This window comes from Lactobacillus sp. Sy-1 (assembly GCF_019303535.1).
In the GTDB taxonomy this organism is placed as follows: Bacteria; Bacillota; Bacilli; order Lactobacillales; family Lactobacillaceae; genus Nicoliella.
In genome coordinates this window covers 1006269-1027585 of sequence record NZ_JACCIU010000001.1, presented here as the reverse complement: position 1 = coordinate 1027585, position 21317 = coordinate 1006269, and the positions used below count along the sequence as shown (strand labels likewise).

Annotated in this window: 18 protein-coding genes, 1 riboswitch and 1 other annotated feature; of the genes, 2 read left to right on the top strand and 16 right to left on the bottom strand. The window is 41.2% G+C overall.

The annotated features are described in order from the left end of the window. Nucleotides 1-41 precede the first annotated feature (41 nt). Nucleotides 42-139: riboswitch (THF riboswitch) on the top strand. A 36-nt stretch (nucleotides 140-175) separates the two neighbouring features. Further along, nucleotides 176-718 carry a folate family ECF transporter S component gene (locus HZL42_RS04320; RefSeq protein WP_219054444.1) on the top strand — a complete coding sequence of 181 codons (543 nt, stop codon included), beginning with the start codon at nucleotides 176-178 and terminating at the stop codon, nucleotides 716-718. Between the two features lie 442 nt (nucleotides 719-1160). Here HZL42_RS04320 and HZL42_RS04315 read toward each other — a convergent pair whose 3' ends face one another. The 10 genes from HZL42_RS04315 to parE all read right to left on the bottom strand — a co-directional run bounded on the left by HZL42_RS04315 (nucleotide 1161) and on the right by parE (nucleotide 13423). Then, the gene (locus HZL42_RS04315) at nucleotides 1161-1931 is read right to left on the bottom strand and encodes an acetoin reductase (RefSeq protein WP_219054443.1); all 771 of its coding nucleotides are present in this window, start codon (nucleotides 1929-1931) and stop codon (nucleotides 1161-1163) included. A 45-nt stretch (nucleotides 1932-1976) separates the two neighbouring features. Beyond that, nucleotides 1977-2205: a binding site (T-box leader), on the bottom strand. A 60-nt stretch (nucleotides 2206-2265) separates the two neighbouring features. Further along, nucleotides 2266-3651: a hypothetical protein gene (locus HZL42_RS04310; RefSeq protein WP_219054442.1), complete on the bottom strand. Its 1386-nt coding sequence runs from the start codon at nucleotides 3649-3651 to the stop codon at nucleotides 2266-2268. A 362-nt stretch (nucleotides 3652-4013) separates the two neighbouring features. Then, nucleotides 4014-4619 carry a tyrosine-type recombinase/integrase gene (locus tag HZL42_RS04305; RefSeq protein ID WP_219054441.1) on the bottom strand — a complete coding sequence of 202 codons (606 nt, stop codon included), beginning with the start codon at nucleotides 4617-4619 and terminating at the stop codon, nucleotides 4014-4016. 256 nt (nucleotides 4620-4875) lie between these two features. After that, a complete protein-coding gene (locus HZL42_RS04300) occupies nucleotides 4876-5832 on the bottom strand; it encodes a DUF3324 domain-containing protein (RefSeq protein ID WP_219054440.1) in 957 nt (318 codons plus the stop codon). Between the two features lie 62 nt (nucleotides 5833-5894). After that, complete coding sequence (locus HZL42_RS04295) at nucleotides 5895-6488, bottom strand: hypothetical protein (protein ID WP_219054439.1); 594 nt, start codon at nucleotides 6486-6488, stop codon at nucleotides 5895-5897. A 340-nt stretch (nucleotides 6489-6828) separates the two neighbouring features. Further along, complete coding sequence (gene msrA, locus HZL42_RS04290; RefSeq protein ID WP_219054438.1) at nucleotides 6829-7347, bottom strand: peptide-methionine (S)-S-oxide reductase MsrA; 519 nt, start codon at nucleotides 7345-7347, stop codon at nucleotides 6829-6831. A 48-nt stretch (nucleotides 7348-7395) separates the two neighbouring features. Further along, on the bottom strand, nucleotides 7396-7821 hold the full coding sequence (msrB, locus tag HZL42_RS04285) for a peptide-methionine (R)-S-oxide reductase MsrB (protein WP_219054437.1): 426 nt from the start codon (nucleotides 7819-7821) through the stop codon (nucleotides 7396-7398). Between the two features lie 177 nt (nucleotides 7822-7998). Beyond that, nucleotides 7999-8928, bottom strand: coding sequence for a manganese-dependent inorganic pyrophosphatase (locus HZL42_RS04280; RefSeq protein WP_219054436.1), 930 nt, complete (start codon nucleotides 8926-8928; stop codon nucleotides 7999-8001). A 71-nt stretch (nucleotides 8929-8999) separates the two neighbouring features. Further along, complete coding sequence (gene parC / locus HZL42_RS04275) at nucleotides 9000-11441, bottom strand: DNA topoisomerase IV subunit A (protein ID WP_219054435.1); 2442 nt, start codon at nucleotides 11439-11441, stop codon at nucleotides 9000-9002. Between the two features lie 23 nt (nucleotides 11442-11464). Then, a complete protein-coding gene (parE, locus tag HZL42_RS04270; RefSeq protein ID WP_219054434.1) occupies nucleotides 11465-13423 on the bottom strand; it encodes a DNA topoisomerase IV subunit B in 1959 nt (652 codons plus the stop codon). Nucleotides 13424-13603: 180 nt separating this feature from the next. Here parE and plsY point away from each other — a divergent pair, with 180 nt between their 5' ends. Further along, nucleotides 13604-14230 carry a glycerol-3-phosphate 1-O-acyltransferase PlsY gene (plsY, locus tag HZL42_RS04265; RefSeq protein WP_370629295.1) on the top strand — a complete coding sequence of 209 codons (627 nt, stop codon included), beginning with the start codon at nucleotides 13604-13606 and terminating at the stop codon, nucleotides 14228-14230. Nucleotides 14231-14278: 48 nt separating this feature from the next. On the opposite strand, the gene HZL42_RS04260 is transcribed toward plsY, so the two are convergent. The 6 genes from HZL42_RS04260 to dprA all read right to left on the bottom strand — a co-directional run bounded on the left by HZL42_RS04260 (nucleotide 14279) and on the right by dprA (nucleotide 21289). Continuing rightward, nucleotides 14279-15160, bottom strand: coding sequence for an aldose 1-epimerase family protein (locus HZL42_RS04260; protein WP_219054432.1), 882 nt, complete (start codon nucleotides 15158-15160; stop codon nucleotides 14279-14281). Between the two features lie 76 nt (nucleotides 15161-15236). After that, nucleotides 15237-16655, bottom strand: coding sequence for an ATP-dependent protease ATPase subunit HslU (gene hslU, locus HZL42_RS04255; protein ID WP_219054431.1), 1419 nt, complete (start codon nucleotides 16653-16655; stop codon nucleotides 15237-15239). Between the two features lie 16 nt (nucleotides 16656-16671). Beyond that, complete coding sequence (gene hslV / locus HZL42_RS04250) at nucleotides 16672-17214, bottom strand: HslVU peptidase proteolytic subunit (RefSeq protein ID WP_219054430.1); 543 nt, start codon at nucleotides 17212-17214, stop codon at nucleotides 16672-16674. Nucleotides 17215-17229: 15 nt separating this feature from the next. Then, nucleotides 17230-18144, bottom strand: a complete 915-nt coding sequence (xerC, locus tag HZL42_RS04245; RefSeq protein WP_219054429.1) for a tyrosine recombinase XerC — start codon at nucleotides 18142-18144, stop codon at nucleotides 17230-17232. Between the two features lie 80 nt (nucleotides 18145-18224). Further along, nucleotides 18225-20330 (bottom strand): type I DNA topoisomerase, encoded by a 2106-nt coding sequence (gene topA / locus HZL42_RS04240; protein WP_219054428.1) that lies wholly within the window; start codon nucleotides 20328-20330, stop codon nucleotides 18225-18227. Between the two features lie 80 nt (nucleotides 20331-20410). Then, the gene (gene dprA / locus HZL42_RS04235) at nucleotides 20411-21289 is read right to left on the bottom strand and encodes a DNA-processing protein DprA (RefSeq protein ID WP_219054427.1); all 879 of its coding nucleotides are present in this window, start codon (nucleotides 21287-21289) and stop codon (nucleotides 20411-20413) included. Nucleotides 21290-21317 lie beyond the last annotated feature (28 nt).

Below are 21317 nucleotides of genomic sequence, written 5' to 3'. Positions count from 1 at the left end.
TCATAATGATATTATGATATTCTTAAGATTATCATAAAATATTCGGAGTAGGGATTAACGCGTCAAGTGCCATTGGAACGGAATGTGAACTTTGGACGAAAAACGATGCGTTTGCGATGTTAGTCCCGCATTCGCCACCATTGATAGTGGCAGCTCTATTTAGGAGATGTCTCTTTTGCATACACAAAAGAAAGTTTTTGCTCAACCTAATGCTAGTGGGATTGCTATTTTAGGATTACTCACTGCCATTAGACTGATTTTAGGAAGTAGCTTATTTACGTTCTATTTGGTTCCTAATAAGATCCAATTTAGTTTCGCGTTTATTGCAACCTTTCTAATTGCGATGTGGTTCGGGCCGTTTTGGGCTGGTGCCATTGCCGGATTTGCTGATATCTTTTTAACGTTAATTTCAGGCCAAATTTACTTTCCTGGATTCACGTTATCAGCCGTCCTAGGCGGGGTCATTTTTGGATTATTTTTCTTTAATCATAAACCAACCCTTAAGACCATCATTATTTCACAGGTAATTGTGGTGGTGGTTATTAATTTAATTTTGAATACGACCTGGGTGGTGATTTTAAATCACGTCCCGTTTGAAGTTATTTTTCTTTCCCGTTTCATTAAGGAAATCTTTACGGTTGTAATTCAGATTATTATTATGTACTTAATTTCGAAAAATCAAACGATTATTTCCTTAGGAAATCGACTTAGAAAATAATTTAGTTAACCAGCAATCAATTTGATTGCTGGTTTTTTAGTTGGAATTGAAAGGGGAATGGTCAATTTGGAAAACTGAGTTATTACTTTACATAACATTTATTATCCGAAGAATATCAATTAGGGGATATGTCAAATCCAAATGCAACAACTTAATGTAATCTTAGCAAAGTTTGTTGGATTCATGTTTAAATTTATAATTCGCATTTTTCCATTTTAAAGTTCGTCTAGGACGCTCATTAATTTCATTTACAGCATCAATATAAATTTATATTGATTATTTTAATAAATGTGCTATATTAATTTTAAGAGAAGATATACCAATTAACTTAGATATAAAGAAACACCCAGTTAATCATCGTTTAACTGGGTGTTTCTAATTTGAAAATCAAAAAGCTCGTGCGTTAGTTAGGTCAATAATTGAACGCACGGGCTTTTAATTATTATAAGTAATGCATCCCGCCATCAACCATAATCGATTGACCCGTAATGTATTCGGTTTTGGGTGATACCAGCCATGACACTACGTTAGCAACGTCTGCTGGGGTTGCTTCACGCCCCCGGTCAATTTCATCAATTACACCGGCTTTTTGTTGATCGATTGAAATGTTTTTAAGCGCAGCTGTTTTTTTATCAATAGCATCCCGCATTGGCGTTCTTACCACGCCAGGATTATAAGCATTTACGGTAATGTTATCCTTCGCTAACTCCTTAGCTGCCGATTGGGTTAACCCACGAATGCCAAACTTAGATGCCGAATAAGCACTCTGTAATGCAGATGCTTCCACCCCCGCTAGTGATGCAGCGTTTACAATGCGCCCGCCATCACCCTGCTTTAAAAATTGCTTGGCAGCGGCTTGAATTCCCCAGTAAGTTCCCTTTAAGTTAACATCAATTAACCGTTCAAATTGGTCCGGATCTGAATCCACGAATGAATCAATAAATGCAATTCCAGCGTTATTAACCCATACCGCAAGTTCACCTAAGTCATTAACTGCAGACTGGGCAAGATTGAAAACCTGGTTTCGATCAGCCACGTCGACGACGTACGCCTTGGCTGAATACCCCTCCGCATTTAAATCGTGTGCAACCTGATTAGCGGTTGCTTCATTAATATCAGCAACGGCAATTGCAAATCCATCGTTTGCAAGTTGATGCGCAATCCCTTCACCAATTCCCTGTCCTGCACCAGTAATAACTGCGACTTTAGCCATTATGAAACTCCTCCTTTAAATTAAAAAGAGCGCCACCATCCTTAATTAAAGGACGAAAGCGCTCTATTTCCGCGGTACCACCTTGATTTGATAGCCAAAGGGGCTACCACACTTTAACTCGTTAACGGGAGGCTCCGAAACTACCTTATCAAGTGACTCAGTAACTTACATGCTCTAAAGACCATCTTCAATCAACCATAATTAGTGCTTTCACCATCCACACCTCTCTGATAATTACAGTTAACATACTCATCTTTAAGTTTCGAACTATTTAATAATTAATTACATTATAATCATATTATAATTCAAGTCAAATCTTTTCACCGGTTTCTCATTAAGAAGCAGGGGTTAACTTCCCGCCACCAGATAATTTGTAAGTCTGCCCATCTAACCAGGAGTTTGAGGAACTGTTCTTGTCGTAGTAAATGGTATGGCCGTTGGACTTAATATTTTTCAGAGAGGTCTTACTTGCAATTAACGTGGTCAAATGGGAATCTTTGGTAACGGTCCAAGTACTATTAGATCCTAAGGTCAGCTTAGTGGTTCCCTTGGTGTTGGCAGAATTAATGCTTCCAGTCAAACTAGAGCCATCCTTTAACGTTAGGTTAACGGAACTACCACTAGCGACCTCTACGTTTCCAGCAAGGGTTTGTTTAGTCGCAGTAAAGGTTAATTTTCCACCGTTACTACCACTAGTCCCCCACCGATCACCAGCAGCCCTAATTAATGTATCAGAAGTGTTGGTTAATTTAACGTTATTCAAGTTAACGTTAGCCTTAGTATTGGTAACATAGAACAACGCCCCGGTATGGTTAGTGGTCCCCTTCGAACCATCAGTCACCTTGGAAGTTAGTGAACCACCCTTCATGGTAAATGAGGCGGTCCCCTCTTCTGAATCCCCGGACATACTCTGGTATAGCATTACCCCGTTGTTCTTATTTGCAGTTAAGTGGGAATCAACGGCGTTAATGTTGTTGGCCCCTTCAATTACGGCAGCCTCTGCGCCACTGGCATTCCCCTGTACGTTTTTAACGTTGATTTTTCCGGTGGAATAGATGATTGGCGAACCGTCACCCGTAGTCTTTAGATTTCCAGTATTTAAAGTAACGGTCCCACCCCCACGGTCAGTAGCAAGGGTTGCCGAATGACTGCCATTAGTGGAGATATTCGTATTTGTTGCGGTAATGGTTCCCTTTTGGGTCGCATCTAGTCCCCGCGATGAATTCTTGGTCGTGTTGATTTTAGCGTTATTCAATTTAATTGTAGAGTTGGAGCCGGTTGCAAAGACAGCGTTGGCTCCGTTGCCACTTGTGGTTTCAGTTAAATTATTAACGTTCGCAGTTCCACCATTAGTTACTAGTAACCCTGCGTTTTGCCCAAAAAAATTACTGTTGTCCTCGCTAGTCGTTTCACCAGTTTTAGCAATGACGGAATTATTAAGCGTCAAACTACCACCCCGTTTTACCAAGAACGCAGAATGGTTTGCTTTGTCAGAGCTAGCTTTATCATCACTAACGGTTGTTTTGCTAGTAACTGTTTTATCCCCCTGCAAATTAGTAGAACTAGATGATGAACCACTTGGCTTAGCTGGCACATTTTGTTTGACCATTGCAGCGTGAACCATTGGTGAATGAAGTTCATTTAATGGGTTAGCGGTAAAACCTAATAATGAGGCACTTAGTAAGATTGAGATTAAGGTGTTTCGACGATTTTTTTTCATTGTTAAAACTTCCTTTGTTTTTAAATTTGATTTTTTGATGGGACATAAATGCTAATGTAAACGTCTATCTTTGCTTAAAGTCGGATTTAATTGAAACCAAATGTTGGGGCTGATAGACATGCTTGATGGCTAGTGGAGCAACCATTGCAATTGAGAGGAGACTAATAATGATCTTCTTTTTAATTTTTAATTCCTTCTTTCCTCTTGAATTGATACTAGTATATTTGATTTTGTAACCAGTGAAAACTAGATTGAGCCTAACTCAATAAAAGCTTAGTTAACATAATAAAATGGCAAACATCCTTAAACCAACCTTAAAACACAAAAAAGCCCTGAAAGATTATTTTCAAGGGCTTTTTGCGTTATCCAAAGTCAATTGTATCAAAAATATTCCGCTTAGTAATTTCATCTAATCCAAGGTAGTGAAGGGTCATTGCTTCACTGGAATGGTTCAATGATTGCATCACCAATGCGATGTTATGATTTGTCTGTTCATAAAGTCGGTATGCACCGGTTTTTCGCATCGTATGGGTCCCTAAGTAGTCAATCCCTAGTAATTCACCCGTCCGTTGCATGATTTTATAGAACTGGTTAACCGTAATGTGACGCTCTGGGTACATAATCGAAGGAAACAGCCATTCGGAAGTTTGGTGCCGGCTCCGCAGCATTTTTTGACGCCATTGCTGGTAACGCAATAAATCATTTGCCACCGGCTTTAAATAAAGTCGATTTTGCTTCCCGGTCTTTTGGTCATGAATATAACTACTGTCCTTTAAGATGCCGTCATCGTCAAATGCATCTAAGTACTTTAATTTCATAACGTCGCTACAACGAAGTAGGGTCGCTTTCCCTAGCTGAAAAATCATATAATTTCTATGGCCACTCTTTGCAAAGTTGTGCATCAGTGTATCCTCAACGTCAATGAGGGTTTGATCATCTTTAATTGGATAAACTTTTTCTTCGGCCATCATTATCACCACCTTATTTAATTATATCATTGTTTTTTGCTTATTTAATAAAACAGTGATATAAATTTTGATATTATTTTATAGCGTTGATTTAACAGTCTTTTCATATCATTATTAGGTACTAACAATGATATAGAATTAAAATCATTTCTTAACAAATTCGCGCTCAGCCATCGACTTCGTTGTTTTAGGTGCCCCATTTATCGAACTCCACTAAAAAAGCAATCCGCCCTAATTGCGAATTGCTCTTAACGATTTATTTTGATTTGCTTTTTCCCAAGTAGAAGACGCTGACTAGTAAGCCCAATAATACGACGCTTCCAATTACAACGTAAATCCAAACCGGGGGAGAACCCTTAGTTTTAGATTGCTTAGCAGTTGCATCCGCTAACTTAGCATTGATGGAAAAAGAATGCTTAAAATTCCAATGGGCCTTCCCGGAACTAACGGCCAGTTTCAACGTATAATCACCGGCAGCTAGCTTTTTATTGATTACAACGGGATAACTCATTCTGGTTAATGGAGCCATGTTCATGTTTGTTTGGATTTGCTTAAAGACGACCTGATTATTTGATTGATCGATAATGTGGGTCTTGATCTTCATTTGGCCGAACATGGTTGGCGTTAAATTATCAATTTTAGCAATGACGGTTGGATACCCATAGTGCATTTTAGCTAAAACCTGATTTAAAGCTAACTTAGTGTTAATGGACCGGTTGTTTTCTCTAAGGACAATCGGAATCGCATATGAAATCACGTTCTTAAAATTAACGCCCGATTGTTGGTTGCTCTGGTTTGATCCATCAGCCTGTGCAATATAAAAGCCCCCAGCAATCACCCCACTAAAGGATTGCTTAGGAACTTTAATCGTGTATTCCTGAATCACCTTCGCCTTAGCTGCTAACTTAATGGTTTTAGGACCACTAATCAGCTTACTGAAGTTTACCCTTCCAAAATAACGGTCAGTTAGGTCCGTAAAATTATATTGGATCACTCCGTTATCACCAGTTACAGCGGTATTGAAATTCACCCTTAAGGTTTGGACCTGATTGCTATTATTAGCAAAGACCAGTTTAACATTTAACTGCTGGCCCGGTTTAACCGTTTGTTGGATTGCAGAAGTATTCTTTGAATCGTCAACTTCAACGGAGTATTGATATTGTGAATTAGCGTTATCAGCATGGACCTGCTGACTGAATAATTGAAATCCCAAAATCATTCCTAGCAGAATACTAACTAAAGAACAGCTGCGTTTAAATAACTTCATTTAAACGCTTAATTATTACCAGATGCGCTGTTAGCTGCAGAATTAGTGGTGCTTCCATTAATTGTCCAGTTAATGGATGCTGAATAAGAAGTTGCAACAACGCTGGTGTTTTGATTCAAGTTCAAAACGGGATTTAAATTCGTAATGGTGTGTCCTTCATTAGTTCCTTGCACTACTTGAACTGTTGAGGTATCACCAATTTTAGCGGTTGCATTGGTAGTAACGTTTGCGCCATTATCTGCTGATGCGGGTCCAAAGTTAATATCCCCAGTTAGTGAATTTTTGTTACTACTATCGTTTAATGAATTAACTGACACCGTAACGTTCCAACCAACTGCCCCTAATCCCCGGTTATCATCAGTTGCTAATGAAGCTGATGATGCCTTTGCAGACGTGTTACTATTCGCAATGTCTGAAACAGCAACACTGGTAAACGTAATGTTAGATGCGGAGGCTGCTAAACTCCCTGGGGTAACGGCAACGTTTGCTGATTGTTGAGTAGCTGCAGAATCTGCATGGGCCAATAATCCCGTTGTTCCAGCAATTGCTAAAAAGCCTAGGGTTGAAGAAACTAACAGTGTTTTCTTTGTATTTTTGTGCATAATGATTACTTCCTTCTGTATTATAATGGATAGCAGACGACTTTTTTATACATTATATGTGTAAAGAAACATTTGTATATAATGGGTCGTTTGTTACAAATGATATTATAGCACCATTTTATATTAATGGGTACATAAATTAAATTGCTCTAAAATACTATCATGTAGGGGATGAATGGAAATTTGAATGGTTCGCAATTTTATGGGTTAATTCTAAAGATTATGTTTCTTAATCATTAGAATTTAAAATTTTAAATTAATCGTTATGTATAATTATTCATCAGTAAAAATAAAAAGAGCGTTGGATAAATTCCAACGCTCTTGCATGAGATTAAGTTAACTATTTTTCATTCCAATGTTGCTTCTTAAAGGCTTCTCGACCGCCACTTTCTTCAATGACGTAACGAAGTGGATCCTTCTTGTAGAAGTCTTGGTGGTAATCCTCAGCTGGGTAGAATGGCTTAGCATCTTCAATTTGAGTTACGATTGGTTGATCAAACATCCCACTCTTTTGAAGATCTGCCTTGGATTCTTCAGCGATTTTCCGTTGTTCTGGACTATTTACGAAGATAACGGGACGGTAACTATCACCCCGGTCTTGGAATTGACCAGAAGCATCGGTTGGATCAGTTTGGTGCCAGTAAATTTCAACTAGCTTCTTGTATGAAATCTTGCTAGGATCAAACGTGATTTTAACAGCTTCAGTATGCCCAGTAGTATGGCTACATACCTGTTCGTAAGTTGGATTTGGAACGTGACCACCAGTATATCCTGAGACCACCTTTTCAATTCCAGGAATCGTATCAAATGGTTTTACCATGCACCAGAAACAACCACCAGCAAAAATTGCAGTTTCCATTCAAAAATCACTCTTTTCATTTTAAATTGATTAAAAACTTGGGTCGAATTATTTAAAATCTTTAAGGTATTCGCCGTATCCTTCTTCTTGTAGCTTATCAACCGGGATAAACTTAAGGGCTGCTGAGTTAATACAGTATCTTAGCCCACCGCGATCCTTAGGTCCATCAGGGAAAACGTGACCTAAATGAGAGTTCGCATCCTTACTCCGAACTTCATTTCTGACCATGCCATATGAAGTATCCAAGTTAGATTTAATATTTTGGTTATCAACTGGCTTGGTAAATGCAGGCCAACCACAACCAGAATCGTACTTATCCTTTGAAGTAAATAGTGGTTGTCCACTAACAACATCAACGTATAATCCGTCTTCAAAGAAGTTATCGTACTTTCCACTGTATGGGGCTTCGGTCCCCGCATTTTGGGTTACGTCATATTGTTCCCTAGTCAATTTACTCTTATCATAATCAGTCATTCAAAAATCCCCCCGTTAATTTTTTATGTCTTACACTATATATTAATAGTTTAAATAATTTAGGCTGAATTGCAACTGATATGCTTACAATCGAAATTAATTTTATTTTAGGGACAAATTAACCAGTCCCAACGATCAATCTGACGGTCAGAACTGGTTAATGGCATCTATTAATTTTTATTCGAAAGCTTCAGTTAAAGGTGGAACTACTTGCTTCTTACGGGAAACAACCCCTGGTAAGTTCATAACATCGGCATCGTTTAATTTACCATTGAATGCTTTTTCAACGGCTGATTTTGGATCTCCAGTAACAATTAATGCGGAGTTACTGTCTAATACGTTGGTAACCAATACTAAGTAAAGGTCAAAACTATTTGCTGCACTGGCTTTTTCCATTGCAGCCTTGATTTCATCGGTCCGCTTCAAGATATCTTGAAGGTCAACAACGTTAATTTGATCGATCCGAACGTTTTTACCACCCATTGTGAATGACTTGGCATCTTGGTCCACTAATTCATCAGCAGAACTAGCATCAACGTTAGTTCCGGCCTTTAGCATCTTGATTCCGTAGTCCTTGTAATCAACGTCCGCAATCTTAGCTAAATCTTCAACCGCCTTACGGTCAGTATCAGTAGTAGTTGGTGATTGTAATAGTAAGGTATCTGAAATGATGGCAGATAACATTAAACCAGCAACCTTAGCAGGAACTTCAACGTTATTTTCCTTGAAGAGCTTGTAGATAATGGTACTAGTACATCCAAGGGGTTCTTCACGCATGTAAAGTGGTTTTTCAGTTTCAAAGTTACCAACCTTGTGATGATCAACCACGTGGGTAATGGTAACATCCTTAATGTCACTAACACTTTGTTGAAATTCATTATGGTCAACTAACATTACTGAATCAACTTCTGGCTTAGCAGCAGTAATTACCCGTGGTGCAGGTTCGTCAAAGTAGTCTAAGACAAACTTCGTTTCATCGTTGATTTCGCCTAACGCAACGGCTTCAACATCGTAACCTAGCCTATTTTGTAGGTATGCGTATGCTTTCGCAGCGTTAATTGCATCTGTATCTGGATTTTGGTGTCCAAAAACTAATTCTTTACTCATTATGATTGCCCCAATTCTATTAGATAATTAGTATGATGACGCTTCAATTCTATTTTAGCACTTTTTACAAATTAATTTAAAGCCTTTTGAATGGAAATTGGTTGGCCTTCCGACTTAACATCCACCACGAAGCTTCCGTTTGAATACCGTTCCCCCATTGGGTGGTCAATCGGCACAACATCATGCACCCGTCTGTGGTCAGTATAGATATGCAATGGTTGCTCCAGGTCAATTGGTTTAACGGTCACAAAGCCAACAATTGCATGTGGTTGGGCCTTTAAGGCCTTGAGGATGATAACACCCCGCCGGCCCCTTCCGGCTAGCGGAATTTCGTTTACAGGAAGATTCTTGTAAGAACCCCGTTGAGTTATGATCGCCATGATTGAATCTTCAGTTGCTAATTGACAACTAGCGACCTCGTCACCATCCTTAAGCGCAATGGAACGCACTCCAGTACTCTTAGCTCCACTAAACGATACTTCAGTGAGTTGATATCGAGTGGCCATCCCCTGCTGACTAGCAACCACGACTTGATACCCATCAACGTTGCCGGATAGGTACTCAATCGTAATCACGTTCGCATCTGGCTGCTTCAACTTTTCATAAACGCTTGCATGACTCTTGTAGGTCCGACCAGGGAGGAACTTATTAAACTCAGTTAATTTAACGTACCCATCACTAGTGGCAATTAAAAAGCTTCCGGTTGCCTTAAGGTCCTTGAACGCAAACGTTTTAATGATTTTTTCATCGTCGGCAAGCCCAATCGTTTGTGAAATATGCTCGCCAGTGTCTTTCCACCGGGTATCAGTGATTTCAAATACCGGCCGATAGATCAGGTGCCCCTTATTCGTAAACATCATTAAGTGGTCCCGCGTGTTTAATTCCTTCAAGAAGATGGGGTGATCGTCTGACTTAAGGCCATTTTCATTTGCTTCTGAGGCCCGGTACGAACGAACACTACTCCGTTTCAAGTAACCATCGTCACTGACTAATACCACTACGTCTTCATCCGGAACCGTTACCTTTGTACTAATCTTGAGGTTTTCGATTTCAGCTTCAATTTCACTGAGCCGTGGGGATGCGTACGCCTTCTTAATGGCGCGTAACTCATTTCTCAATACCAGATCCAGTTGTTTAGGGTCTGCTAAAATGGCCTTGAACTTTTCAATCCGTTCTGCAAGGGCTTCAGCCTCAGCATTTAACTGGGTCACATCGGTATTGGTCAAGCGGTACAGTTGCAAGTTAACGATTGACTCAGCCTGGGCGTTCGTAAAATCAAACGCCTCAATTAAGTTATTTCGCGCAGAGGCCTTATCCTTACTTCCTCGAATGGTCTTAATTACTTGATCCAAAATGGATAGCGCCTTGATCAGTCCTTGAACGATTTCTTGGCGGTCTAAAGCCTTATCTAAATCGAACTGGGTCCGTTTTTTAACCACTAGCCTTTGAAATTCTAAGTAGGAACTAAGTGCCCGCTTGAGGGTTAGTCTTTCCGGACGCATGTTATCAATCGCAACCATATTAAAATTATATGAAATTTGCAGGTCGGTATTCTTAAAGAGGTAGTTTAAAATCCCTTTAGAATCAACATCCCGTTTTAATTCGATCGCAATTGAAAGCCCATTACGGTCACTTTCATCCCGGACTTCAGCAATTCCATCGATCTTTTTAGCAATTCTAATTTCATCAATTTGCTTAACGAGTTGAAGCTTGTTCACTTCGTACGGAATTTCGGTGACCCGAATCAACTGCTTATTCCCCCGTAAGGTTTCAATTGCTGTTTTAGAACGAACAGCGATTCTTCCCTTACCGGTTTCATAAGCCTTCTTAATTTCATCAATTCCTTGAATGATCCCGCCAGTTGGAAAGTCAGGCCCGTGAACGTACTTCATTAAATCAGCCAGAGTAGCATCAGGCTTCTTTTGAAGTGCAATCACAGCGTCGATCACTTCTCCTAAGTTGTGCGGTGGAATATCAGTCGCATAACCAGCCGATATTCCAGTGGCTCCATTCACCAATAGGTTCGGGAACCTAGCTGGAAGGACAACCGGTTCGTATTCAGTATCATCAAAGTTCAATACCCAATCAACAGTGTCGCGATCAATATCCCTAAGCATTTCACCAGCAATCTTGCTAAGGCGGGCTTCAGTATACCGCATTGCAGCAGGTGGATCCCCATCCATTGATCCGTTATTCCCGTGCATTTCGATTAGTGGTTCACGTAGTTTCCACCCCTGACTCATTCTGACAAGGGCTTCATAAATGGAACTATCCCCATGGGGATGGTAGTTCCCCATTACGTTTCCGACGGATTTAGCAGCCTTACGGAATCCCTTGTTGTAAGTATTCCCATCTTTATTCATGGCATAGAGGATTCTTCTTTGGACCGGCTTCAATCCATCCCGCACGTCTGGTAACGCTCTTTCTTGAATGATTGACTTAGAATAACGACTAAATCGTTCACTCATGATATCTTCAAGCGTTAGCCGTTCAATTGTTTGTCCATTCTTCAATTAAGTGGGCCTCCCTTGATTAACTATTTAGCGGTATTATCTAAAATACTGCCATCTTCTTCTAGGTTAAATTGGACGTTATTTTCAATCCAATCCCGTCGTGGTGCTACCTTATCACCCATTAGGGTCGTTACCCGACGGTCAGCTAATTTAGCATCATCAATGTGCACTTGAATTAGTGTTCTGGATTCAGGGTCCATCGTGGTTTCCCATAGTTGATCGGCGTTCATTTCACCCAACCCCTTAAAGCGTTGGAGGGTATACGGTTTCTTGAATTCCTTGGTCAACCGTTCCATTTCACCATTGGTCCAAGCATATGCGACCCGGTCTTTTTTACCAACCTTCTTTTGCACCTTGTATAGGGGTGGTAATGCAATGTACACCCGACCGGCTTCAATCATCGGCCGCATGTACTTATAAAAGAACGTTAACAATAGGATCTGAATGTGGGCCCCATCATCATCGGCATCGGTCATGATGATAATTTTGTCGTAATTAGCATCTTTAATGTTAAAGTCAGATCCGACCCCGGCTCCAACGGTATAGATCATTGTACTGATTTCTTCGTTTTTCATAATGTCAGGGAGCTTTGCCCGTTCGGTATTCAATACCTTCCCCCGTAATGGTAGGATGGCTTGATGCTTCCGGTCACGGCCCTGTTTAGCAGAACCACCAGCTGAATCCCCTTCAACTAGGAATAATTCATTTTTAGCGGCGTCCTTTGACTGGGCAGGGGTCAACTTTCCTGATAGGAGCCGTTCTTTTTTGCGCTTCTTATTCCCGCCACGGCTTTCATCCCGAGCTTTACGCGCCGCATCCCGGGCCTGTTGAGCCCGAATTGCTTTTTGAACTAACTGCTGAGCAAAGTCGCCATTTTCCATTAGGAAGTAAACCAGCTGGTCACTAATAATGCTATCCACGATTGAACGGGCTTCAGGGGTCCCAAGTTTCCCCTTGGTTTGGCCTTCGAATTGAAGGAGCTCTTCTGGAATCTTTAGGGCAATAATGGCTGAAAGGCCTTCACGAACATCGGTCCCGTCTAGCTTCTTATCCTTCCCCTTTAGTAAGCCCACTTTTTTGGCGTATTCGTTGAACGCCTTGGTCCAAGCACTACGGAATCCTGATTCATGGGTCCCACCGTCCTTGGTCCGCACGTTATTAACGAATGATAATGTATTTTCAGTGTACCCATCGTTATATTGAGCAGCTACTTCAACTTCGATGCCTTCCTTAGTACCGTCAAAATACATCACAGGTCCTAAGGTGTGCTTACCTTCATTTAGGTATTCAACGAATTCTTCAATTCCCTTTTCAAAGTGGAATTGATCGTGTTTTTCAGGGGTTGTCCGCTCATCAGTCAACGTAATTTTGATCCCCTTTAGTAAGAAGGCGGATTCACGTAACCGTTCCTTTAACACGTCGTAGTTAAACACGGTCGTAGTAAAGATTGCGGGATCGGGCTTAAAGGTCACTGTTGTTCCACTGTGCTCCTTAGTCTTACCCAGGTCATTCAAGGTGCCAATCGGCTTCCCACCGTTTTCAAACTGTTCTTGGTACTTATGACCATCCCTAACGATCGTAACCATCAAACTAGTCGAAAGGGCGTTCACAACACTGGAACCAACTCCGTGAAGGCCTCCAGAGGTCTTATAACCACCATTTTCGGAAAATTTCCCACCGGCATGCAGAACCGTTAAAATCACTTCGGGGGTTGGTTTTCCTGACGAATGCATTCCAACTGGCATTCCCCGTCCATGGTCGACAACGGTCAAACTATTATCCTTATGAATTGTAACGTTAATTTCATCACCATATCCGGCTAACGCTTCATCAACGGCGTTATCAACGATTTCGTAGACCAGGTGGTGGAGTCCATTACCATTGGTAGAACCAATATACATCCCTGGCCGTTTTCGAACGGCTTCTAGCCCCTCCAGGACTTGAATGGAGGAATCATCATATTCTTGTTTTGATTTAGCCATTATGAGAAAACTCCTTTATCTTAGAAAATACAATCTATATAATCATAACTTATTTACGCGACTTTGCAAATTTTAATTCGAACAAATGTTCTATGGTATAATAATTTAGTACGTTTAATTTATAAATGCAAGTGGTGATGATTTAAAGTCACCATCGTTATTAAACGATTTATTGGGGGCATCATTTTGAAAATCGCAGTATTATTAATCATAGCATATTTATTAGGTTCAATTCCGAGTGGAATTTGGATTGGGAAAACTTTTTTTAAGGTTGACGTTAGACAACATGGTTCCGGAAACATCGGCACTACAAATACCTTTCGGGTCCTAGGTCCCGTTGCTGGATCAGTTGTATTATTCATGGACATTGCCAAGGGATCGCTTTCAGCAGCATTGCCACTGCTATTTGGCATCAACTTCGGTTCAATTCACCTGACCGAGCTAATCTTTGGGTTGTGCGCCATTATTGGTCACACGTTCTCAATCTTCGATGGATTTAAGGGTGGGAAGGCCGTTGCTACTAGTGCAGGGATGTTATTAACGTATAATCCCGTTTTGTTCATCATGGCAACCTTAGTGTTGATTTTTGTGCTCTACCTGAGCAGCATGGTCAGCCTGGCTAGCCTATGCACATTCATATTTGTTTCAATCGTTGCGTTAACAATTCATGACTACCTGTTAGCAACAATTGCAATCATCCTGACCATCTTCGTATTTTACCGCCATCGAAAGAATATCCGACGAATTTTGAACGGGACTGAGAACCTCGTTCACTTTGGTATTAAATACAAGCATCAACAACACTAAATAATTAAAGACGCTTACCATGTGGTGAGCGTCTTTTTTATTTCCTAACTAATACACCGTGATGTCAAAACAGGCATCAAAACGATCTCCAGAAGCTAGTTGTTCGATTCCCTTTTTGTGAATTAAGAGGCCGTCTGCATCAACGTCATCAGCGATTCCCCACCATGGTTCAATGCAAACAAATTGGGCATCTGATGGGTACTGTGACCAAAGCCCCATGTACTTAGCATTATCAGTATGCAAAGATACCCCGTGTTGATTAAGCGTATGTTTAGATTCTAGCATTACGTCAATTGGTTGCTGTTGTAAGTCTAAAATTACGGCATCGTTTTTAAACAATTCTCTGGAAACTGGGAGTGGGTTTTTAAAATCTAATTCAGACCCATCCTTAGCGGCACTAAGTGAGTTTTCCAAGGGGATTTGGTTAAAAATTTCCCGTGGCGCCACTTTAACTTGGTAATCGTCAAAGTGCTGGTCAGCATTCAGTGGAACGTTAAATGCGGGATGGGCGCCCACTGAAAAGTACATCTCATTAGTTCCCTGGTTAACTACGGTTAAATCAACCTTCACCGTTGTCTTATCCAATGTATACTTAACGAATAGCAAAAAATCAAATGGGTACACCGGCTTAGTTTCGGCATTGGCCTTTAAAACCATCGTAATTGAATCAGCCGTGCGATCACTCAGTTCAAATTCCATGTCCCGCGCAAACCCATGCTGACCTAGTGAATACTTCTTGCCTTCATATTCATACTGGTCATTCTTAAGTCGACCAACGATTGGAAATAATACCGGTGCATGTCGACCCCAAAAGTTAGAATCAGCCTGCCAAAGGTATTCAATTCCATTGTCACCCTTAATACTATTTAATTCAGCACCCTTAGAATTAACTTCAATTGTTAAACTGTCATTTGATAAAGTGAATTCCATGCGATCATCCTCATCTATCTTTAAGTTATAAATTAATTTTAGCAAAAAAACTAGTGTAAATCACTAAATTAATCGTTTAAAGAATAAACTGGGATAGATTTTGGTCCTTAGCAAGGTGGCCGACCTTATCTTCAACGTAGTGTTCAGTGATTGTGATGTCACCCATTTCCATATCTGGACCTTCAAACAATAGGTCTTCCAAAAGTTTTTCTAGAATGGTATGCAATCTCCGAGCCCCAATATTTTGAATATCGCGGTTAACATTATATGCAATTTCAGCAATCTTTTGAATTGATTCGATCGTAAACGTTACCTGGATGTTATCGGTCCCAATCAACGCAACGTATTGCTTGATCAACGCATTATTTGGCTTCGTCAAAATGTTCACAAAATCTTCCTTGCTCAATGAATCCAATTCCACCCGGATTGGGAACCGTCCTTGTAATTCAGCAATTAAATCACTAGGCTTACTTTCCGCAAACGCCCCAGAAGCAATGAAAAGGATGTGGCTAGTATCCACCAAACCATACTTAGTATTGATGTTGGAACCTTCTACGATTGGGAGGATGTCTCTTTGAACTCCTTCTCTTGAGACTTCCCCCTTGTTTTGGGATTGACCGCCCACGATCTTATCAATTTCGTCAATAAAGATAATCCCGGTATTTTGGGCCCGGTTAATTGCTTCGCGGTATAGGTCAGCATCGTTAACTAGCTTTTCTGATTCTTCCCGAATCAAAATTTCGCGGGCTTCAGAGACCTTGAGGTGGGCCTTGATCTGCCGCTTAGGGAGCATACTACCTAGGGTGTCATTTAAATTGATTCCCATTTGACCCAGCATATTATTTTGTTGCGCTACTGATTGCTTAGGGTCATCCATTTCAATTTCAACCATCCGGTCTTCTAATTGGCCTAGTTCTAGTTGCTTTAGAAGCTGTTCACGCTTGGCTTTCACTTCATCACTAACTGGTTGGTGCTTAGGGGCTTCTTGGTTGTTAGGCATTTGCCCCTTTTGGAGTTGGTTAAGCATGTCCATCATGCTCTTCATATCCGCATTTTGGTTCGCTTGCTGGTTGTCATCAGGGACCATCAACTCTGCTAGGCGTTCATTTGCTCTTTGTTCAGCTTGACCAGCAACACTACTGAACCGTTCTTCTTTGACCGTTTTAACGGCATTTTCCACCAGGTCCCGCACCATTGACTCTACGTCACCACCGACGTAACCAACTTCGGTAAACTTAGTTGCTTCCACCTTCACAAATGGAGCGTTAACAATTTTAGCAAGGCGTCTTGCAATTTCAGTTTTTCCCACCCCAGTTGGTCCAATCATTAAGATGTTTTTAGGGGTAATGTCTTCTTGCATTGACTTAGAAAGGTGCATTCTTCTGTATCGATTTCTCAATGCCACGGCAACCGCCTTCTTAGCAGCGTCTTGGCCAATGATGTATTCATTTAGTTCTTTAACGATTTGTTTTGGGGTCTTATCGATTGCTTTCATCAAAATCCTCCTGAAATTATAGTTCTTCTGAAATAATGTTTTGGTTAGTAAAAATATCAATGCTTCCGGCAATATAGATTGATGCCTCAGCAATTTCCTTGGCACTCATGTCCTTAGCATGGTGCTTCATTCCTAGTGCAGCCGCTAGGGCAAAGTTCCCGCCAGAACCAATTGCTAGGATATCATCATCTGGTTCGATTACTTCCCCAGATCCAGAAACCAAGAGCAAGTCCTTCTTATCGGCAACGATCAATAGTGCTTCCAGCTTTTGCAGTGATTGATCACCACGCCATTGTTGAGCGAGCTTTACGGCTGCTTGCTTTAAGTTTCCGCTATATTCCTTAAGCTTGGCTTCAAACTTTGATTCCAAGTTAAAGGCATCGGCAACGCTTCCGGCAAATCCAACGGCAACCTTTCCATCATAAATTTTACGCACCTTGTGCGCGGTCCCCTTCATGATTACCTTTTCACCCATGGTTACTTGACCATCTCCGGCCATTGCAATATGACCGTTGTGTCTAACTGCACAGATCGTGGTTGCTTCAAATTTTACTGTCATTATTCATACTCCTTCTTAGTCCTTCGAGCGTGGGAAGAACTGATTATAATTTTTTAGTAGGTTTTCTTTAGTAACGTGCGTATATATTTGTGTCGTAGAGAGGCTACTATGCCCTAACAACTCCTGAACACTTCTTAGATCGGCCCCGTTATTTAACATGTCGGTAGCAAACGTATGCCGAAACATATGGGGGTAAATATTACTGTCCAGCGAACTATTCTTTAGAATGGAATCTAAAATATATTCAATTCCACGGGATGTCAATGGTGCCCCATGGTTATTTACAAATAACGTATCATGGTCTTGATGGTACTTCTGCATTAGCGTGGGCCGAGTAGTTCTAAGATAGTTTTTCAATGCCTGCCTAGTTTCCGGACTAAACGGGACGTAGCGTTGTTTGCTGCCCTTCCCTAAAATATCCATAATGCGATTATCAAAATCTAACTTTGCAAGGGTCAATCCTGCGCACTCACTTACTCGTAATCCAGTGCTAAACAGTAATTCTAGTATAGCAACATTTCGCGGAATTAAGGTCTCATTTGTTCCATTATGGGCGGATTTAAACAATTCTTTAATCTCATTCGGGTACAAAAACTTAGGTAGTCGGTTTTGCTTCTTCTTTAAGTGGACGTATTCGAACGGCTGATTTTTAGTTACGTCCGTTTTAATTAGGTAGTTATAAAATGACCTCACCGCAGATATCTTGCGTAGAATTGTATTCCTTTCGTCGCCCTTCCGATTTAAGTAGTTCAAGTAGTTTTCAACATCGATTTCAGTCGCTTCTAATAAGGAGCGATTTTCCTTCCCAGCCGCAATTTTAGTAAATTCGTTTAAGTCATTTAAGTATGCACGAATGGTTTGAATTGAATACTGTTTTTCAACTTGAATATGGGCAATAAAAATGTTAATTAAATCTTTGTTTTCTTTCATTTTTCACCTTGGTTAAAGTAAAATAGTACATTTTACTACAAATCTTCAAAAAATAAGGTATTATCCATTTAGATAATACCTTATTTTTGAACGGGTTCTTCGTAGTCGCCGTTAGGACAAACCACCTGAACGCCACCCTTAATCTTCTTTTCAACCAGGAAGTGCCCATCCCGTGGACAATCCCGGCCAACTGGTTTATCCCAGCTAACAAAGTCACATTCTGGATAACGCGAGCAACCGTAGAAAATCCGGTTCTTCTTCGATTTCCGTTCGATCACTTGCCCCTGCTTACATTTTGGACAGCTAACCCCGATTTCCTTTACAATTGCCTGGGTATTCCGGCAATCAGGGAAGCGTGAGCAAGCATAAAATTTACCATACCGGCCCATCTTAATGACCATCGGAGCTCCACAGATGTCACAGTTAAAGCCCGCTGGTTCGTCCTTAATCTGGATACTTTCCATTGTCTTTTCGGCGTGGCTAACCTCTTTTGAAAATGGTTCGTAGAACTGATCAACAACGTTGACCCAGTTTTGCTTATCCTCTTCGATTTCATCTAGTTTTGATTCTAAATCGGCGGTAAAGTCAATGTTAATGACGTCTGGAAAGTACTCTTCAATAATGTCATTAACAATTTCACCGAGCTCGGTTGGTTCAAACCGCCGGCCCACGAACTTAACGTAGTAACGCTTTTGAATCGTTCCTAACGTAGGGGCGTACGTGGAAGGCCGCCCCACCCCGTTTTCTTCAAGGGCCTTGATCAAGTTCGCTTCACTATACCGTGCCGGAGGCTGGGTGAAATGTTGATCAGGATTATTCTTGACCAACTTAGTGGCATCCCCTTCAGCCAAGTCTGGAAGGTCGTTATCCTTTTCACGAGTCCCATAAACCTTCAAGAATCCAGGGAATTTCAATTTAGAGCCGTTCGCTCTAAAGTTGACCCCGTTTTGTTCGAGGTCGACCGTCATCGTATCCATGACCGCTGGCGTCATCTGGCTGGCTAAAAATCGTGACCAAATGAGCTGGTAGAGTCTGAATTGATCCTTGTTCAAGTATTCCTTAACGCTATCAGGGGTTCTCATTACCGAAGTTGGTCGAATCGCCTCATGGGCATCTTGGGCACCTTCGGGTAGTTTCCCCTTGAGCGGTTTATTTGCAGCGTATTCAGCTCCGTAGTTTTCGTGGAGGAAGGTCGCTGCTTCATGCTTTGCAATTGCGGAAATTCTGGTGGAATCGGTTCGCATATAGGTAATTAACCCTTGGTTACCTTCCTTGCCCAGGTGAATTCCTTCATACAATTGTTGGGCAGCCATCATGGTCTTTCCAGTTCTAAATTTCAACTGGCGGTTGGCCACCTGTTGCATCGTACTGGTAGTAAATGGCTGTTGGGGTTGGCGCTTTCTTTCGCGGCGCTTTACACTTTGAATCGTAAAGTCGGCATTCTTATCTAACTTTCCTAAAACGGATTGGACGTCGTCATTATTATGCAATTCTGCCTTTTTACCGTCTAGGCCGTAGAAACTAGCTTCGAACTTAGCCCGCCCCTTCTTAAATTCACTATCGATCGTCCAGTACTCTTCTGGTACGAACTTTCGAATTGCTCGTTCCCGATCAATAATCAACCAAAGAGCAATGGATTGAACCCGTCCAGCACTTAACCCCTTTTTAACCTTTTTCCATAGCAATGGCGAGATTGAATATCCCACCAGCCGGTCTAAGACCCGACGCGCTTGTTGGGCGTCGACTAGGTTCATGTCAATGCTTCTAGGGTTCTTAAAAGCGTCCTTGACGGCATCCTTAGTAATTTCATGAAAAGCAACTCGGTTATTATCGTTAATATCTAACCCTAACAGGTGTGATAGATGCCAAGCAATCGACTCCCCTTCTCGATCGGGGTCAGATGCGAGGTAAATGGCCTTGGCCTTTTTAGCCTCAGAGCGCAACATCTTAATCGTGTCACCCTTTCCTCGAATGGAAATGTAGTGGGGTTCGAAGTGGTTTTCAATATCAACCCCCATCTTACTCTTGGGCAAATCTCTAATGTGACCCTTACTGGCAATTACGCGATAGGTGCGACCTAAGTACTTTTCAATTGTTTTTGCTTTTGCTGGTGATTCAACAATCACTAGCTTTTTCTTAACGGTTCTCTTACGTTTCGATGTGGAAGTTTTTGTTTTTGTGGTCATTAAATAATCCCTCAATCAAATTATTCATTTCTATACATTAAATCTCTCACATAATATTGCAGTTAGTTGATTGTGTCAAATTAAAAATCTTCCAAAATATCTTCAGCCGTCAAAATTGGCTTCGCTCCTTCAACAATCAACTGGTTACACCCCACAGACAACGGATGGCCGATGGGGCCGGGGATTGCAGTCACATTTCGATTGTTGTTCAACGCTAAATTTGCGGTGATTAAGCTTCCTGATTTTTGGGCTGCTTCGACAATAATAATATTTTTGATCAACCCCGCAATGATCCGATTTCGTTCTAAAAAATGGTGTTTTCGTACGCTGACCCCCAGCGGATATTCAGACAGTAATAAGTGGTCGTGAGCAATGATGGACTGAAGTCGCACATTACTCCGCGGATAACAGTAATCCAGTCCCGTCCCAATTACAGCAATCGTCTTGCCACCATTTGCGATCGTTAGCTTGTGGCACAGGCCATCCACTCCGGTTGCTAATCCCGAAACGGTTACAATCCCATGTTCAACCAGTTTTGGCATCAGAGTGCGAATGACTTCCACCGCATATTGGGAGTTCTTACGACTCCCCACCATCCCCAAAAGCGGGCGGTGCGCTAATTGAATATCGCCCTGATAGAACAATACTAAGGGCGGAAAAGCGGCCTCCCGCAAGGCTTGCGGGTAGTCTGAATCAAAAATGGTTGTATATTCACACATCCGCTCGTTAAGGGCCATGTCGGATTCAATCTGTTCACTTAAAAAACTAGCCTTGAATTGGGCGTGATAGTTGCGCCTAATCGTAGCAACTTGAATTAAATCATCAACGGATAGCTTCACTTCCTGGGTTCCATCAAGAACCCCTAACTGCGAAACTAGCCACTGGTAGACTCGGTACTCACCTCGAAAGCTAATTCCCCGACAAATCCTCAGTTTTAATAATAATTTTCTTGCTTGCATACGTATCAATCCCTTCATTATTAGAAAA